Origin of the sequence: Bacillus sp. B25(2016b) (assembly GCF_001679765.1) — a bacterium.
Classification (GTDB): Bacteria; Bacillota; Bacilli; order Bacillales; family Bacillaceae_G; genus Bacillus_A; species Bacillus_A thuringiensis_K.
The window spans coordinates 4,511,795-4,527,940 of the sequence record NZ_CP016285.1 but is presented as its reverse complement, the minus strand read 5'-3'; the positions used below and the strand labels follow the sequence as shown (position 1 = coordinate 4,527,940).

Sequence of the window (16,146 nt, the reverse complement as noted above, 5' to 3'; positions counted from 1 at the left end):
AAGTCCGTCATCGCTACTTATATTAATAATAATGAACATATTCTAACACGTTCTTTTTTAAATCTCAATAGAGGAACGTGTCTATCTATGATAGAGTCTCGCCTATTTTTTCATTATTTATTCCGTAATTTTGCTTAATATGCTTAATTGCTTCACGCTTACTTAATGGAGCGAGTTCATTGTTTTGCACGTATTCCCAAACTACATCCGGATTTGTTTTTGCATATTCACGAAGGACCCAGCCAATCGCTTTTTGAATGAAAAATTCTTTTGAAGAATGTAGTTGTCCAATAATCCAGAAAAGAAGTTCTTCATCCATCTTTTGTTTATATTTTAGTTGGAATAAAATAGTGGCACGTTGTAACCATATGTTATCTGATGCAATCCATTTTGGAATATAGGCAGAAATTAATTCTGGATGTTTTAAAAAGATATCGCCTAAAAATGTAGGGACGATGCTATCGACAGAGTCCCACCAAGATTTTGTGACAATCAGTTCTTCTAAGAAGGGGATATGAGTTTCGTTTATATGCTTTTTATATTTTTGCATAATATCAAGTGCGGCCGCTTGGAATTCACGTTCTGTTAAGTCCCAAAGCTCACGTATGATAATTTGGAAGTCTTTTGGATTTGGGAGAGTATGTATTTGAATGATGTCTTTTAATAATTGACGTCTTTCCGGTGTTTGAATACCTAGAAAGGGGAAGTGATTTTTCATATAACGAGCCATAGGTTCTGCTTTTTCAGGATTTTGATGAGCTGTAAAATGCTCTTGTAATGCTTTTACAAATGGATGCATAGGTGTTGCTCCTCTCTTATTCTCTTTCTTTTCTTATTATACAAAGAGTTTGGATAAATTTTAAAACATAACTTGCAATGTAATGAAATATGTTGAAAGTAGAGAGGAGAGGATAAGATGGAGGATCAAGGCGTATTAGCAGGTTTCTTTGCTCTTAGTTTTGCGTTTATTCTTGTTATATTGATTTGGGCAATTATTTCATATTTGTTAACGGCTTTTGCACTTTATTCGATGGCGAAAAATGATGGTGCAACGGACGGGGTGCTTGCGTTTATTCCGTTTTTGAATAGTAAGACGTGGGGTGACTTAGCGAAAGATAAATTACCAGATTTTTTGAAAGAAGAAGCAGGGTGGAAAGTATTCGGCATATACGTTGCATGTTTTATTTTTAATTTCGTACCAATTATAAGTTTACTAGCAACAGCTGTATCGATTGTATTGTCCATTTACCTTATCTACGCTATTTTAGACAGATACGGAACGAACTCTATATTATTTACGATTATTCATGTAATCACATTTTCGGTGTTCTTACCGATTCATTTATTTATTATTCGAAATGAACCGGTGAGATATAAAGAATAGATTTTTCATTTTTGTTGATAAGTCGATATATTTTATATATAAGTAAAAAAGCGCCCTGATTATCAGAGCGCTTTTTCTACTACATAAGGTAGCGTAAATAAATATAAATGTGAGAAATGATTAATGAAACGATCATAATTGGGAAACCGACTTTTAGGAAGTCCATGTAACTAAATTTATGTCCTTCACGGCTCGCGATACCTGCAACGATTACGTTAGCAGAAGCTCCGATTAACGTTCCGTTTCCGCCCAGACAAGCACCTAGTGCTAATGCCCACCATAATACATCGATTTGTGCGTCAGATGGTGATAAGCCTAGCCCAACTGCCATATCGTTAATAAGTGGAATCATTGTTGCAACGAATGGGATGTTATCAATTGTTGCAGAGGCGATACCAGATACCCATAAAATAAGGATGGATGCGTAAGAAATATCTCCGCCTGTTATACCGATTACTTTTTGAGCTAACATTTTGATAAGACCGATATCGATAAGTCCTCCAACAAGTACGAATAGCCCTGCGAAGAAGAAGATTGTTACCCACTCTACGCTTGCAAATACTTCCTCAATTTCATGCTCTTTCACACCAATTAACATAAGTACAGTAGCACCAGTTAAAGCGATGATAGCTGCATCAACGTGGAAAATCGAATGAGTCATGAAACCTACAATTGTAAGTCCAAGTACTGTTAAAGATTTTTTCATTAATACTGGATCTTTAATGTATTGTTTTTCATCTAGGCTCATTAATTTCTTAACTTGTACAGGATCGGCAATTAATTGTTTGCGATACATAAAGTAAAGTATTATCGCTGTAACTGCAATAATAATAATTACGATTGGTGCTAGATTCAATAGGAAAGCATTGAAGTCTAAATGCTTATTGGCAGAACCAATCATAATGTTAGGTGGATCACCAATTAATGTTGCTGTTCCTCCAATGTTTGAAAAAATAATTTCAGAAAGTAAATAAGGAACAGGATTTACTTGCAGTATGCGCGTAATAGATAAAGTAACTGGAACAACAAGAAGTACAGTTGTAACGTTATCTAAAAATGCGGAGCCAAGCGCGGTAAGTAAGGAAAGTGAAATTAAAATTTTAATTGGATTTCCTTGAGCTCCTTTTGCTGCTTTAATAGCAACGTATTGGAAAACACCTGATTTACTCGTAATGTTCACCAAAATCATCATACCGATAAGTAACGTAATCGTTCCCCATTCAATATGTTTCGTAAAGGCGTTGTGTAAATCGACGACTCCCACAATTACCATGAGTGCTGCACCAAGAAGTGCGATGACAGCACGATTAATTTTTTCAGAAATAATAATGGCATATGTAATTAAAAAGACTGCGATAGCAAAATAATACTGCCAGTTAGCGAGTTCTTGCGTTGTTTCGTGCAAAAATCTCATCTCCTTTCATTCACTTTTTCTTAGTGTGTCAAAAATGTTCTAGAAGAAACACACATAACGTCATTATAAAGTAGGAAAATGGCGGATGTAAATGAAAGGGGGGATTTTGTCATATTTTCTGCATAGGTCATTTTTTCTTATTTTTTAAAATATTTGTGGGCATTTGACATATATATAAGATACATCCAATCTGAATATTTAAAATGGAATTAGCATTCGAGCTTGTTCGTGTAGGAGTGTCAAATAGAAAGGAATGACAAAAATGATAAGGAAGGGATCGTATGGATGAACAACGATTTTTATTTTTAGACTTTGAGTTTACGATGCCCCAGCATAGAAAGAAACCGAAAGGATTTTTTCCGGAGATTATTGAGGTAGGACTCGTTTCAGTTGCTGGCTGTAAGGTAGAAGATACGTATTCATCACATGTCAGACCGAAAACATTTCCCTCTTTAACGGATCGATGCAAGAAGTTTTTAGGAATAAAACAAGAAGTCGTGGATAAAGGGATTTCATTTCCTGAACTCGTTAAGAAGCTTGCAGAATACGAAACGAAATGTAAACCGACAATTGTAACGTGGGGAAATATGGATATGAAAGTGTTGAAGCATAATTGTGAAATGGCAGGGATAGCTTTTCCATTCTTCGGGCAGTGTCGTGATTTATCGCTTGAGTATAAGAAGTTTTTTGGAGAAAGAAATCAAACAGGATTATGGAAAGCAATTGAGGCGTATGGAAAAGTAGGGACAGGGAAGCATCATTGTGCGCTTGACGATGCGATGACGACGTACAATATTTTTAAACTAGTAGAAAAAGATAAAGAGTATTTAGTAAAACCAGCACCTCCAACGTTAGGGGAACTCGTTGATTTTTCAAAAGTGTTAAAGAAAGTGAGCACACAGTAACGACCAAATTGCACAGTATGTAATTTGGTCGTTTTGTTTTTTTAAAGTTTGTAGTCCTTTTTTAACTGTTCTAATGTTTCTAGACTACGAACCGCAAAAGGTGAATCATCTTCAGAAAATGAATTCATTTGAGTTTCCAATGCTAATTTTAGTGACTCGGTATAATCCGGAATTTCTCCTTCATATTTCTTTACCATTTGCTCTGGAATGTTCGTTTGCTCACGATAAGCTAAAGCGCGTCTTTCGTGGAAAAATGGCACGTCAGCTTGTTTTACGTTATGTAAGTCACCTTGCACCGGATGTTTTAAAACAGCTAATACTTTTACGACATAACTACCAGGACGGCTATTTGTAATTTCGCCTATGTATTTTCCTGTTTTATAAATACCAGTAACGATTTCGCCAATTTTAAATGTTTCTCTCATATTTTTCACCTCAAGTTTATAGTAAGGAAAGTACGGGAAGGAGTCAAAGAAATCATTCGTTTTCAGAACGCCCCTTGAGAATATGGATAGGTTCCACTATAATTTAAAATGATATAACAGAAAATTCTGATGTTTTATAAATCCTATAATAAGGAGTGTTCTATATGATGCCTTTATATTTTCCGGAAGATAAAACAGAATATATTATTCCAGGGATTGTTTGCGTTCTATTTATTATCGGTGCTATTGCCACGTGGCGCATGTTTATTCGTGTATCAAAAAGAGAAGCAGAGCGATTACAGAAAGTTGAAGAAAAACTATTAGCTGAAAAGAAACAGTAACGCATTTTTGTATGTTTCCCTCTATGCTCGGACAATCTAAGGGCAGAATATATTTTGGAGGGAATAGAATGAAGAAACGGCTTTTTTTCAGTTGTTGTTTATTATTTCTGATGGCAGGTTGTGACCAAGGAAAGCCGAAAGAAATTGAAGTGAAATTACATAATGCTTCAGGAGATGAAGTAGGGACTGCGAAAGTAGTTCAACAAACAAGTGGAGTGAAGATTACGATTAAAGGGGAAGGTTTCACGCCAGGACCACACGGACTACATGTACATGGAATCGGAGAGTGTAAGGCACCTCGTTTTGAATCATCTGGGAATCATTTTAATCCCGATGATAAAAAACATGGTCTTCTTAATCCGAAGGGTGCAGAAAACGGTGATTTACCGAACGTAGTTGCAGACGGTTCTGGAAAGATTAAAGCGGAAATCGATGCACCCCACATTACAATTGAAGAAGGAAAAACGACGATTCATAGAAAAGATGGAGCGTCTATTATTATTACAGAAAATCCTGATGATGGTATGACACAGCCGACAGGTAAATCAGGGGATCGAATTGCTTGTGGCGTAATTGTAAAAAAAGCATCGGATATGAAGAAAAAATAAAAGCTACCGTGAATGGTAGCTTTCTTTGTGAAATGTAATTGAAAAGATATTGATAAAGGAGGTTGTCCAAAATAATTGGAGATAGCCTCCTTTCTTATTATGAAAACGTATGACGCAGTCTGTTCAAAATTTCTTCTAAAACAGATCGTGGACAGCCGATGTTAATTCGAATATGTTCTTCGCCACCTAACCCGTATTTCTCACCAGGTTCAACAATGATTTTTCCTTTTTCCTCAAGTAGTGCGGTACGCTCGTTTTGAGAAAGCTTTAGACGAGAACAATCAATCCATAATAAAAAGCTACCTTCAGGCTTCGTTACAGAAAGAGCAGATATGTGAGTTTTAATATATTCACAAGCAAATTGAGCATTATCTTCTATATATAATCGAATTTCGTTTAGCCAATCATTACATTCTGTATAGGCACTTCGCATCGCTGTATAAGCGAAGATATTTAACCCGTGGAAGCCTTGTCTATACTGGATAGCTGTAAAGGCGTGACGGAGTTTTTCGTTTGGAATGATAATAATCGACGCTTGTAATCCAGCGATATTAAATGTTTTACTTGGAGCCATACAAGTGATAGTGCGCGCTGCTAATTCTTCAGATAAGGAAGCGAACGGTGTATGTGTATGGTCTGCATAAATGATATCGGAATGAATTTCATCCGCGACAACGATTACGTTATATTTAGTACATAACGATCCGAGCTGCACAAGTTCCTCTTTCGTCCAAACGCGTCCGATGGGGTTATGAGGGCTACAAAGAAGCATGAGTTTGACGCCTTGCTGAAACTGCTTTTCTAAATGCTCGAAGTCTATCACATATGTATCATTTTGTTTCTGTAATGGACTCACACATAACTGCCTATTATTTGTTGTGACCATTTCGAAAAATGGAGGATAAATAGGTGGTTGTACGAGAACGGATTCGTTTTCTTTTGTAAAAGCCTGTATGCTCGTACTAAGAGCTGGAACGATCCCTGCACTAAAGACGATCCATTCTTTTTGAATGTCCCAGTCGTATTGTTGTTTTGTCCAGTTACAAATAATATCCCCAATATTTTCAGGGGGAAGTGTATAGCCAAAAATCGGATGTTCGATCCGTTGTTTTAAGGCAGTTTGAATTGGTTTTGGTACTTCAAAATCCATATCAGCAATCCAAGCATGGATAAGTTCTTCGTTTTTATATGTATCCCATTTTATACTATGCGTTCCACGTCGATTGATTGCTTTATGAAATAGTTGCATAAGTTTGCCCCCTTCTTCTGTAAAACCAATAAGTTACGAAAGTTCTCTCTCTTCTTATAGAATAGCTGATGTGATAGGATAAAGAAAAGTATTAAAAAGTGAAAAGGCGGGAAGCGAATGGGTACATATGAAAAGATGATAGAGGTTGTGAAGAATTGGGATCCGTTTCAAATGGGACCGGAGTTTTATGAAACAGAAGCGAGCGATGTTGTGAACGTCGCAAGTGTGTTTGATGATCCAAAATACATCGCAAAGAAGATTCAACATATATACTTTATGTCTTTTGAGGAAGTACCTGCGCTTGAAAAATGTGAGAAGTTAGCTGTGGAATTACTTGTAATAAAAGAAGGCGGAAGTTGTTCATTATAGGCTGTCGGAATTTCCGACAGCCTTTTTTATATTATCCCGCTATTTGCTTGGTAGTAAGACCCCACCTCAAAATTCAGCGGAAGCAAAGAAGTTAGGTCGGGACTAATTAAATTTTCACTTTATTGCGCGGAAAAAGCGATAATTTCTTCATAAACATGTTTAGGCTTTTCTTCAGGTAGTAAATGTCCTGTATTTTCGTAAGAAATAAATTTTGAATTCGGTAAATCTTTGTGTAGACGATGACCTACATGTACAGGGACGACGCGGTCTTTTTCACCCCAAATGAGCAAGATAGGTGTTTCGATTTTTTGTAATTCAGTTGAAGATAAGTCACCTTCACGGTCTCGTATCATGCGAGTTAAAGCGGGAAATATACGGTCGTCATAAAAAGGAGCGGAGTAACCTTTTTTCATTTCATCGTCAATTAATGAGTGATCATGAACGACATTCATTAAGTTATGAACGATGCCGCGCCTAATAATCCAGTTCTTTACGTATAAATGAAAGAACGGTAAATAAGAAGAGTATAGTAAAGGTAAGGTTGCACGTGCTAAATAGCTAGAGCTGCATAGTAAAATCGTCTTTGAAATGAGTTCAGGACGTATACGGTTTACATAGAGAGAAATTTGCCCACCCATAGAATGTCCAACTAATACAATGTTTGAGAGAGATAAATGTTCAATTAAATCAATAATAATCGTTGCTAAATTATGATAAGAATACTTAAACAGATGAGACTTATCACTTTTTCCGAACGGTGGTAAATCAAGAGCAATGACTGTTCCTTCCTTCGATAGTAAAGGAATGAGGCGGCGGTAACTGAATGAGGAAGATAAAAAGCCGTGAACTAGTACGAAAGTAGGACGTTCTGTTTTATTATCATGTTCATACAATTCGTAATGAACAGTAGTGCCGCGAGTGGAAAAAGTGAAATAAGGACAAGTATATTCATGATTCATTTTTTGTCACTCCATTGATTTTTGTTCATATCATCTCCAAGGAAGAAGAAAATATGTTAACAAAAAAAGGCAAGATGACGATGTCATCTTGCCTTTCACTTATTCGGTATTACCCGCGCACAATATTAGGCGGTGTTTTTCCTTGTAATCCTGCAACTAAATTTTCAGCGGCTGTCATAGCCATTTGCTGACGAGTTTTTAATGTTGCAGATCCGATGTGTGGTAAAGTCACAACATTTTGTAATGATAAGAGTGGATTATCTTTTTGAATCGGCTCTTGTGTAAATGTATCGATACCTGCTGCAAAGATTTTCTTTTCTGTTAAAGCATGGATTAACGCTTCTTCATCTACTGTTTTGCCGCGAGAAGCATTAATGAAGGTTGCTGTGTCTTTCATTAATGAAAATTCCTTTTCTCCGATAAGGTGATATGTTTCATCTGTTAATGGAGTAAGAAGAACAATAAAGTCAGACTGCTTCAGTAGCGTCTGTAAATCACAATATGTAGCATCGAATTTTTGTTCAGCTTCTTCTTTACGACGGCGGTTATAGTAAAGAACATTCATATCAAATCCGAATTTTGCTCGTTTTGCAACGGCTTCTCCAATTCGGCCCATACCGATAATACCAATTGTGCTATGGTGTACATCTAGTCCGAAGTGTTCTTTTCCGATTTCAGCGTTCCATTCACCATTTTTCACGTAAGAATCGAGTTCGCAAACGCGGCGCCCAGCTGATAGCATAAGGGCGAAAACGAGATCAGCTACTGTATCATCTAATACGTATGGTGTATTCGTTCCGATAACATTTCGGTTTTTCATCGCCTGTAAATCAAAATTATCGTAACCGACAGAAATGTTGCTCACTACTTTTAAGTTAGGAGCTACTGTCAGTAATTCTTCATTAATAGCAGATCCGAAATTTAATAACCCATCTTTATCTTGTATTTTCTCTAATAGAATATCACGAGGTACTTTCTCATTTTGATCCCATTTTTCACAATCACAGTGTTTTGATAAATAGTTTTCTACAAATGTTGGAACTGGTTCAGCAATATAAACTTTTGGTTTCACGGTTCCATCCCCTTTCGCTTTATCCCACATTTTTCCGCTGATTAAAGTTTCACTTTACCCCGCTTTAACGGACAGTAAGCCTCTCGCCTCAAAAAGAAGCTCAAGCAAAGAGGTTAGGTGGGATAGCAACTGTCCGTAAAAGCCCGATTGGTGTGGGCTAATAATCAGCGGGGTAAAGCATTCCGCTGATTAAAGTTTCACTTTATTTTGACATAATTCAATAGAAAAATCTTCTTTTCAAACTGGAAAGGGTATTTGTATAATTTAGACACAAACGAAAAGGAAGGATGATTTATATGGTGACAGAAAAAGAATTAGAATTATTAGCTTGTCTTGAAAAGAGTAGTCGATTATCTGTAGATACATTAGCGAAGCTGTTAAATATAGAAGTAGAAGAAGTAAAGAAGATGGTTGCAAGATTAGAAAATGAAAAGATTATTGTGGATTATGTAACACATATTGATTGGACGAAAGTGAAAGAGCATACAGGTTTAACGGCAATGATCGATGTGAAAGTTACGCCAAAGCACGGCGTTGGGTTTGATGCGGTTGCTGAACAAATTTATCGTTATTCAGAAGTGAAATCCGTTTATTTAATGTCAGGAACATATGATCTTTCTATTACATTAGAAGGGAAAACGATGGGGGAAGTAGCGATGTTTGTTTCTGAGAAATTAGCAACAATTGAATCTGTCGTTTCTACAACTACTCATTTCATTTTGAAGAAGTATAAACATGAGGGCGTTATTTATGAAAAAGACGATGATGATAAGCGAATTGTGGTGACACCATGAAGCAATTTGAACTATCTAGATCAGCAGAATCTTTAAAACCATCTGGTATTCGAAAATTTTTTGATTTAGCAGCAAATATGAAAGGTGTTATTTCCCTCGGGGTAGGAGAGCCGGATTTTGTTACACCTTGGAATGTAAAGCAAGCATGTATTCGTTCTTTGGAACAAGGGTATACGTCATATACAGCAAATGCAGGATTATTGGAGCTCCGTCAAGAAATAGCAAAGTATCTAAAAAAACAATTTGCAGTATCTTATGATCCAATTGATGAAATCATTGTTACAGTTGGAGCGAGCCAGGCGTTAGATGTAGCGATGCGCGCCATTATAAATCCTGATGATGAAGTGCTCATTATTGAACCAAGCTTCGTTTCTTATGCACCACTTGTGACATTAGCTGGAGGAGTTCCGGTTCCTGTGACGACTACGTTAGAAAACGAGTTTAAAGTACAACCAGAACAAATTGAAGCAGCTATTACAGCGAAAACAAAGGCAATTTTACTTTGTTCACCAAATAACCCGACAGGTGCAATGCTAAATAAATCCGAGCTTGAAGAAATAGCAGTGATTGTTGAGAAGTACAATCTAATTGTATTATCTGATGAAATTTATGCAGAGCTTGTATACGACGAAGTATATACGAGTTTCGCGAGTATTAAAAATATGCGTGAGCATACGATTTTAATTTCAGGATTTTCAAAAGGATTTGCGATGACAGGATGGCGCCTCGGTATGATTGCAGCTCCTGTTCAATTTTCAGAATTAATGCTCAAAATCCATCAGTATTCAATGATGTGTGCACCGACGATGTCTCAGTTTGCAGCACTTGAGGCGTTACGCGCAGGGAACGATGAAGTAATTCGAATGAGAGATAGTTATAAGAAGCGTCGTAACTTCATGACGACATCTTTCAATGAAATGGGCTTAACGTGTCATGTGCCAGGCGGAGCATTTTATGTTTTCCCTTCTATATCTTCAACAGGATTATCTTCAGCGGAATTTGCAGAACAGTTATTGCTGGAAGAAAAAGTGGCCGTTGTCCCTGGTAGCGTATTTGGCGAAAGTGGTGAAGGTTTTATTCGTTGTTCTTATGCGACGTCGCTTGAACAACTTATGGAAGCAATGAAGAGAATGGAACGGTTTGTCGAAAATAAAAAAAGGACAAAACGTAATACGTTTTGTCCATAAAAGGGGGGGAATACTAGAAAGCCATGTGTTAGTAGTCTATCCTAATATTGGAGAATTATACTTCTTTAAGGGAAATTTTTCATGAATTTTGAATGAGTTCTGTCATAGTGGTATAATTTACTAATATAAGGTATACGCATTCTAGATAACGTTATCTAGAATGCGTACTAACCAATCGGATATTTAAAATAAATATATCTGCTTTGCTCTCTATAATTGTAGAGAGAATGGTAAACGTATGGGAGTGTTTCATATGTCAGAACAATATACAACAGGAGTGGTTGTAACAGGGAAAGTGACTGGAATTCAAGATTACGGTGCGTTTGTAGCGTTAGATGCAGAAACACAAGGACTTGTGCATATATCTGAAATTACAAATGGATATGTAAAGGATATTCATGACTTTTTAAAAGTCGGCGATACAGTAGAAGTAAAGGTACTTTCAATTGATGAAGAGCACAGAAAAATGAGTTTATCGTTAAAAGCGGCGAAAAGAAAGCAAGGAAGGATTCTTATACCGAACCCATCTGAAAACGGATTTAATACGCTGCGAGAAAAGTTGGCAGAATGGATTGAAGAGTCCGAGTTAACAAAGTAAAAGAGGAACGCATATGAGCGTTCCTCTTTTACTTTATCTTATGATATATATTTGCAAATATGATTGCATGCAATCATATTCGTATGTCGGAGGTGAAAGGACATACTGATTATCGAATTTCGTTTGTTTCTGGGTGCGTACCAAGATTTTCAGATGGTTTAAACAGTAAACCAAGGTTGATAAGCCCAGATATACCAACGATGCCGTAAATAATACGTGCAAGAGCTGAATTTTGTCCACCGAAAATGGCTGCTACTAAGTCAAACTGGAAAAACCCGATTAGTCCCCAGTTCACAGCGCCAATTACAGTAAAGACTAATGCGATACGTTGCAGAGTACTCATGAAAAAGCCCCCCTTTTAATTGTGAAGCATGAGCAAGCGATGAGTTAATTAACTCTTTTATAGAATGGGGTAGTTATGTTGTTTTTATACATAAAAAATGTTCGAAAGACGATGTATATACATCTATACCGAAAAATACGAATTTTTATGCAAAAAATGAACTTTTTCTAAAAAATATATATTGGTTACGTTTACAATGTTTGAATCGCTTGATTTACAACTTCAGTTTCGCTAAAGTGAATACAGAAATACATATCCATAATTGGAGGGAAAAAGATGAGTACACATGTAACGTTCGACTATTCTAAAGCGTTATCCTTCATCGGTGAACATGAAATCACTTATTTACGTGATGCAGTGAAAGTAACACATCACGCAATCCACGAAAAAACTGGAGCTGGGAACGATTTCCTTGGGTGGGTAGATCTTCCGCTTCAATATGACAAAGAAGAATTCGCTCGCATTCAAAAATGCGCAGAAAAAATTAAAAATGACTCTGACATTTTACTTGTTGTAGGTATTGGTGGTTCTTACTTAGGAGCACGCGCAGCAATCGAAATGTTAAACCATTCTTTCTACAACACGCTTTCTAAAGAACAACGTAAAACTCCACAAGTGCTATTTGTTGGACAAAACATTAGCTCCACTTACATGAAAGATTTAATGGACGTATTAGAAGGTAAAGACTTCTCTATTAACGTTATTTCCAAATCAGGTACAACAACAGAGCCGGCACTAGCATTCCGTATTTTCCGTAAGTTATTAGAAGAAAAGTATGGAAAAGAAGAAGCTCGCAAACGTATTTATGCAACTACAGATAAAGCACGTGGTGCATTAAAAACATTAGCTGATAACGAAGGTTACGAAACATTTGTTATTCCGGATGATGTTGGAGGTCGTTTCTCTGTATTAACGCCAGTTGGTTTATTACCAATCGCAGTAAGTGGCTTAAATATTGAAGAGATGATGAAAGGTGCAGCTGCTGGTCATGATGACTTCGGAACATCAGAACTAGAAGAAAACCCAGCTTACCAATACGCAGTCGTTCGTAATGCTTTATACAATAAAGGAAAAACAATTGAAATGCTTGTTAACTATGAGCCAGCACTTCAATACTTCGCTGAGTGGTGGAAACAGTTATTTGGTGAAAGTGAAGGGAAAGATCAAAAAGGTATTTTCCCATCTTCAGCAAACTTCTCAACTGACTTACACTCATTAGGTCAATACGTTCAAGAAGGTCGTCGTGACTTATTTGAAACAGTTCTTAAAGTAGGTAAATCTACACATGAACTAACAATCGAATCCGAAGAAAACGATTTAGACGGATTAAACTACCTTGCTGGTGAAACTGTAGACTTCGTAAACACAAAAGCATACGAAGGTACATTACTTGCACATAGCGACGGGGGAGTACCAAACTTAATCGTCAATATTCCTGAATTAAATGAGTACACATTTGGTTATCTTGTATACTTCTTCGAAAAAGCATGTGCGATGAGCGGCTACTTATTAGGCGTAAATCCATTTGACCAACCTGGAGTAGAAGCATACAAGAAAAACATGTTTGCTTTACTTGGTAAACCAGGATTTGAAGAATTAAAAGCAGAATTAGAAGAGCGTTTAAAATAATAAAAAGCGGCCGTAATCCGGCCGCTTTTTATTATTTCATCGAAAAGTCCATTAGTATATTCAAACTAGAGTGGGTATGCTAAAGAAAAAGTCTAGGAGGGATGGGCTTGATTCCGATTCAATCAAATTTAGAGGGACGTACATATGCGTTATATAAGTTAGAAGAAATAATGAAGCCACTTGGGTATAGCATTGGCGGCAATTGGGATTATGAGAAAGGATGCTTTGATTATAAAATTGATGAAGAAGATGGCTATCAATTTTTACGAGTACCATTTACAGCGGTTGATGGAGAACTAGATGTACCTGGTGTAGTAGTTCGTCTTGGAACGCCGTATATTCTTTCGCACGTATATCAAGACGAACTAGATGATCATGTTAATACTTTAACAGCCGGAACGAGTGGAATGGATCAATTTGCTGAGCCGAAAGATCCAGATGGAGATGTAAAAAGAAAGTATATCGATATTGGGAAAGTACTCATGCAAGAACTAGAAAAACATTTTACTAATGGTGAATAACAATGAGTATGTCGCTTTGAATGAGAACAAAGGAATGAACTGGATTAATCATATATTGTTCGTCGCGCTTTATACCTAGTAAGAGAATGTTTTGCTTTAAAAGAGTATAGCTACAATTTGCAAACGTTTGTCCGGTGCAGGAAGATGGAAGTTCCATCAGTTGTAATTTATTATCAGAGATTTCATTGTAAAGTGAAAATAGTACACCTGAAATGGAAGGGAATAAAAGAGAAGCGGTAAATACATAGCTCGTTAATTTATTTCCTTCTATAATTTCTGATGCGCCAGCTCTCGTTGCATTTTGTATTTGTTCAGAAGTAAGAAGTTCAGCGATGCAGTGAATGTTTGGGTTGAGCCCTTTTGCGGTTAAAATATTTAAAATGGACTGTGTATCAGCTAAGCTTTCGTTTTTTTCTTTATCAGCAGTTATTAATATAGTGTGAGCGGTTGTAATATTAGCTTTTAATAATGTTTGATCGTGATGGGGGCATCCTTTTATAAATTCTAAATGATGAAATGGTTTTGGCAGTAAAGAAAGTGTTTCATCAATTAAAACGATATCCAGGTTAGGTTGTAAGATGTGCATTTGTTTTACAACATGTTTTGCCCGTTCGTTCCAGCCGACAATAATCATATGACTGTTAGAAGTCGCGGCTTCTTCTCCTTTAACTTTCATATATTGTTTATTAATCATATCAGTGGCGAATAGCACCATATAATAAGAACAAAAACCAGTTCCAAATAAAATAATACCCATACCGATAAGTTTGCCGATTAGTGTATGCGGGGCAAAGTCACCATAGCCAACAGTGAAAATTGTAACGATTGACCACCAAATTCCATCAAACCATGTGGTAAAGTGAGATGGTTCTAATCTATGTATAAGAAAGCCGGAAAAAGCGGTAAGTATAATAATAAAACAAATTAAACGAAAAATAATGGAATCACGAAATGTATCTACTAATTTTGGACGGGATTTCAATTGCCAATTCCTCCTTATTTTGCAGGACTACATTCATTGTTGCCATTATAGAAAAAAGAAAAACTCTCTAATTTATAAAGAGAGTTTGTTTTACGTTACATACTTTCCACTTCAGTTTGTTGAACACTTTCAAGATGCTGGAGAGCATAGTAAACATCGGCAGTATGTCTTTTTTGATCGATACATAATTTAAGATGTAAATAATGAGAACCATTTTCTAACGTTTTAAGCTTCATATTCTTCACTTTTATATCCATTTCTTTTATTTCTTCAATTACAACTGGGATATTGTCCATATTTCGCACAACAAGTTTTACTACGATATCACGTTGACGAAATGATCTAGGTCCTACGAATTTCATTGTTAACGGTATAAGTTCAACACTAATCATAAGGAAACACATCCCGAAAATTGCTTCGATATAGAATCCAGCTCCAACAGCAATACCAATACCAGATGCGCCCCAGATCATAGCAGCAGTCGTTAGTCCTGCAATACTATCGTTTCCTCTTCTTAAAATAACACCGGCACCTAAAAAACCGATTCCTGATACAATTTGGGCGGCAAGTCGAAGTGGATCCATATTCATATGATCGGTATGTGGTAAATTGTAAGCTGCTTTAATAGAAACAATCGTCAGGAGGCAACTGATAATAGAAATAACTAAACACGTTTTTAAACCAAGTGGTTTACGTTTTAATTCGCGCTCTAAACCGATGGCGAACCCTAAAATAGCCGAAAGACCTAGTTTGATTAATAAATCGGTATAGTCCATATATATTCCTCCTTGTATGATATCGTATATAAATAAAACGTTTATTATAGAAAGAAACGTTTTTGGGTAGAGTGACTTTATATAGAATATATGTAGGAATCTCTTAGAAATGAAAGAGATATTTCGTTTAAGTATATGATAATAAAAAAGGAATGTAGTTAATTTAAAAAAAGTTTATAAAAGGTGTTGCATTTCATTTTACTGCATGATATATTAATAACCGTCGCTGATGCGGAAACGCAGAAAACGACAAAAAAGAAATTGAAAAACTTAGTTGACATCGAAAAACGAAGATGTTAACATAAGGAAGTCGCAAATGAGCGACCAAGTAGTTCTTTGAAAACTGAACGAAACAAACAACGTGAAACGTCAATTTTTATTTTAGATGCTAGACAAACTTTATTGGAGAGTTTGATCCTGGCTCAGGATGAACGCTGGCGGCGTGCCTAATACATGCAAGTCGAGCGAATGGATTAAGAGCTTGCTCTTATGAAGTTAGCGGCGGACGGGTGAGTAACACGTGGGTAACCTGCCCATAAGACTGGGATAACTCCGGGAAACCGGGGCTAATACCGGATAACATTTTGAAC

19 protein-coding genes are annotated in these 16,146 nt (G+C 36.5%); 10 read left to right on the top strand and 9 right to left on the bottom strand.

The window, feature by feature from the left end:
• Positions 1–85: 85 nt before the first annotated feature.
• The gene (locus tag BAQ53_RS23300; RefSeq protein WP_061884707.1) at positions 86–799 is read right to left on the bottom strand and encodes a DNA alkylation repair protein; all 714 of its coding nucleotides are present in this window, start codon (positions 797–799) and stop codon (positions 86–88) included.
• Positions 800–916: 117 nt separating this feature from the next.
• Between BAQ53_RS23300 and BAQ53_RS23295 the strand changes: the two genes are divergently transcribed.
• The gene (locus BAQ53_RS23295) at positions 917–1,384 is read left to right on the top strand and encodes a hypothetical protein (RefSeq protein WP_000390061.1); all 468 of its coding nucleotides are present in this window, start codon (positions 917–919) and stop codon (positions 1,382–1,384) included.
• A 79-nt stretch (positions 1,385–1,463) separates the two neighbouring features.
• Here the strand turns inward: BAQ53_RS23295 and BAQ53_RS23290 are convergent, their stop codons facing one another.
• The gene (locus BAQ53_RS23290; protein ID WP_000545232.1) at positions 1,464–2,789 is read right to left on the bottom strand and encodes an ArsB/NhaD family transporter; all 1,326 of its coding nucleotides are present in this window, start codon (positions 2,787–2,789) and stop codon (positions 1,464–1,466) included.
• A gap of 290 nt (positions 2,790–3,079) precedes the next feature.
• Between BAQ53_RS23290 and kapD the strand changes: the two genes are divergently transcribed.
• Complete coding sequence (gene kapD, locus BAQ53_RS23285) at positions 3,080–3,703, top strand: 3'-5' exonuclease KapD (RefSeq protein WP_000344356.1); 624 nt, start codon at positions 3,080–3,082, stop codon at positions 3,701–3,703.
• A gap of 41 nt (positions 3,704–3,744) precedes the next feature.
• On the opposite strand, the gene kapB is transcribed toward kapD, so the two are convergent.
• Positions 3,745–4,128, bottom strand: coding sequence for a kinase-associated lipoprotein KapB (gene kapB / locus BAQ53_RS23280; protein WP_061884706.1), 384 nt, complete (start codon positions 4,126–4,128; stop codon positions 3,745–3,747).
• Positions 4,129–4,292: 164 nt separating this feature from the next.
• Here kapB and BAQ53_RS23275 point away from each other — a divergent pair, with 164 nt between their 5' ends.
• Positions 4,293–4,469, top strand: a complete 177-nt coding sequence (locus BAQ53_RS23275; RefSeq protein WP_000982757.1) for a hypothetical protein — start codon at positions 4,293–4,295, stop codon at positions 4,467–4,469.
• Between the two features lie 68 nt (positions 4,470–4,537).
• Positions 4,538–5,077 (top strand): superoxide dismutase [Cu-Zn], encoded by a 540-nt coding sequence (gene sodC / locus BAQ53_RS23270; RefSeq protein WP_208906287.1) that lies wholly within the window; start codon positions 4,538–4,540, stop codon positions 5,075–5,077.
• 97 nt (positions 5,078–5,174) lie between these two features.
• Here the strand turns inward: sodC and BAQ53_RS23265 are convergent, their stop codons facing one another.
• The gene (locus BAQ53_RS23265) at positions 5,175–6,326 is read right to left on the bottom strand and encodes a MalY/PatB family protein (protein ID WP_001175810.1); all 1,152 of its coding nucleotides are present in this window, start codon (positions 6,324–6,326) and stop codon (positions 5,175–5,177) included.
• Between the two features lie 117 nt (positions 6,327–6,443).
• On the opposite strand from BAQ53_RS23265, the gene BAQ53_RS23260 reads away from it, so the two are divergent.
• Positions 6,444–6,695: a YugE family protein gene (locus BAQ53_RS23260; RefSeq protein WP_000537632.1), complete on the top strand. Its 252-nt coding sequence runs from the start codon at positions 6,444–6,446 to the stop codon at positions 6,693–6,695.
• Between the two features lie 119 nt (positions 6,696–6,814).
• On the opposite strand, the gene BAQ53_RS23255 is transcribed toward BAQ53_RS23260, so the two are convergent.
• Together BAQ53_RS23255 and BAQ53_RS23250 are read right to left on the bottom strand one after the other, a co-directional pair.
• On the bottom strand, positions 6,815–7,654 hold the full coding sequence (locus tag BAQ53_RS23255; protein WP_001015217.1) for an alpha/beta fold hydrolase: 840 nt from the start codon (positions 7,652–7,654) through the stop codon (positions 6,815–6,817).
• Between the two features lie 109 nt (positions 7,655–7,763).
• Positions 7,764–8,756, bottom strand: a complete 993-nt coding sequence (locus BAQ53_RS23250; protein ID WP_208906286.1) for a 2-hydroxyacid dehydrogenase — start codon at positions 8,754–8,756, stop codon at positions 7,764–7,766.
• 266 nt (positions 8,757–9,022) lie between these two features.
• Between BAQ53_RS23250 and BAQ53_RS23245 the strand changes: the two genes are divergently transcribed.
• The 3 genes from BAQ53_RS23245 to yugI all read left to right on the top strand — a co-directional run bounded on the left by BAQ53_RS23245 (position 9,023) and on the right by yugI (position 11,305).
• Positions 9,023–9,520, top strand: a complete 498-nt coding sequence (locus BAQ53_RS23245) for an Lrp/AsnC family transcriptional regulator (protein ID WP_000255696.1) — start codon at positions 9,023–9,025, stop codon at positions 9,518–9,520.
• A complete protein-coding gene (locus BAQ53_RS23240) occupies positions 9,517–10,707 on the top strand; it encodes an aminotransferase (RefSeq protein WP_208906285.1) in 1,191 nt (396 codons plus the stop codon). Before BAQ53_RS23245 ends, BAQ53_RS23240 begins: the two co-directional genes overlap by 4 nt.
• Before the next feature lie 253 nt (positions 10,708–10,960).
• On the top strand, positions 10,961–11,305 hold the full coding sequence (gene yugI / locus BAQ53_RS23235; RefSeq protein WP_000003764.1) for a S1 domain-containing post-transcriptional regulator GSP13: 345 nt from the start codon (positions 10,961–10,963) through the stop codon (positions 11,303–11,305).
• A 109-nt stretch (positions 11,306–11,414) separates the two neighbouring features.
• Here yugI and BAQ53_RS23230 read toward each other — a convergent pair whose 3' ends face one another.
• Positions 11,415–11,648, bottom strand: a complete 234-nt coding sequence (locus BAQ53_RS23230) for a DUF378 domain-containing protein (RefSeq protein ID WP_000105788.1) — start codon at positions 11,646–11,648, stop codon at positions 11,415–11,417.
• A gap of 276 nt (positions 11,649–11,924) precedes the next feature.
• Here BAQ53_RS23230 and BAQ53_RS23225 point away from each other — a divergent pair, with 276 nt between their 5' ends.
• Positions 11,925–13,277, top strand: coding sequence for a glucose-6-phosphate isomerase (locus tag BAQ53_RS23225; RefSeq protein WP_000103654.1), 1,353 nt, complete (start codon positions 11,925–11,927; stop codon positions 13,275–13,277).
• A 107-nt stretch (positions 13,278–13,384) separates the two neighbouring features.
• The gene (locus BAQ53_RS23220; protein WP_000612342.1) at positions 13,385–13,798 is read left to right on the top strand and encodes a YugN-like family protein; all 414 of its coding nucleotides are present in this window, start codon (positions 13,385–13,387) and stop codon (positions 13,796–13,798) included.
• On the opposite strand, the gene BAQ53_RS23215 is transcribed toward BAQ53_RS23220, so the two are convergent.
• Both BAQ53_RS23215 and BAQ53_RS23210 read right to left on the bottom strand, forming a co-directional pair.
• Positions 13,785–14,780, bottom strand: a complete 996-nt coding sequence (locus tag BAQ53_RS23215) for a potassium channel family protein (RefSeq protein ID WP_000842314.1) — start codon at positions 14,778–14,780, stop codon at positions 13,785–13,787. The two genes, BAQ53_RS23220 and BAQ53_RS23215, sit on opposite strands and share 14 nt — an antisense overlap.
• A 95-nt stretch (positions 14,781–14,875) precedes the next feature.
• Positions 14,876–15,556 carry an MgtC/SapB family protein gene (locus tag BAQ53_RS23210; protein WP_000386685.1) on the bottom strand — a complete coding sequence of 227 codons (681 nt, stop codon included), beginning with the start codon at positions 15,554–15,556 and terminating at the stop codon, positions 14,876–14,878.
• Positions 15,557–16,146: the final 590 nt, after the last annotated feature.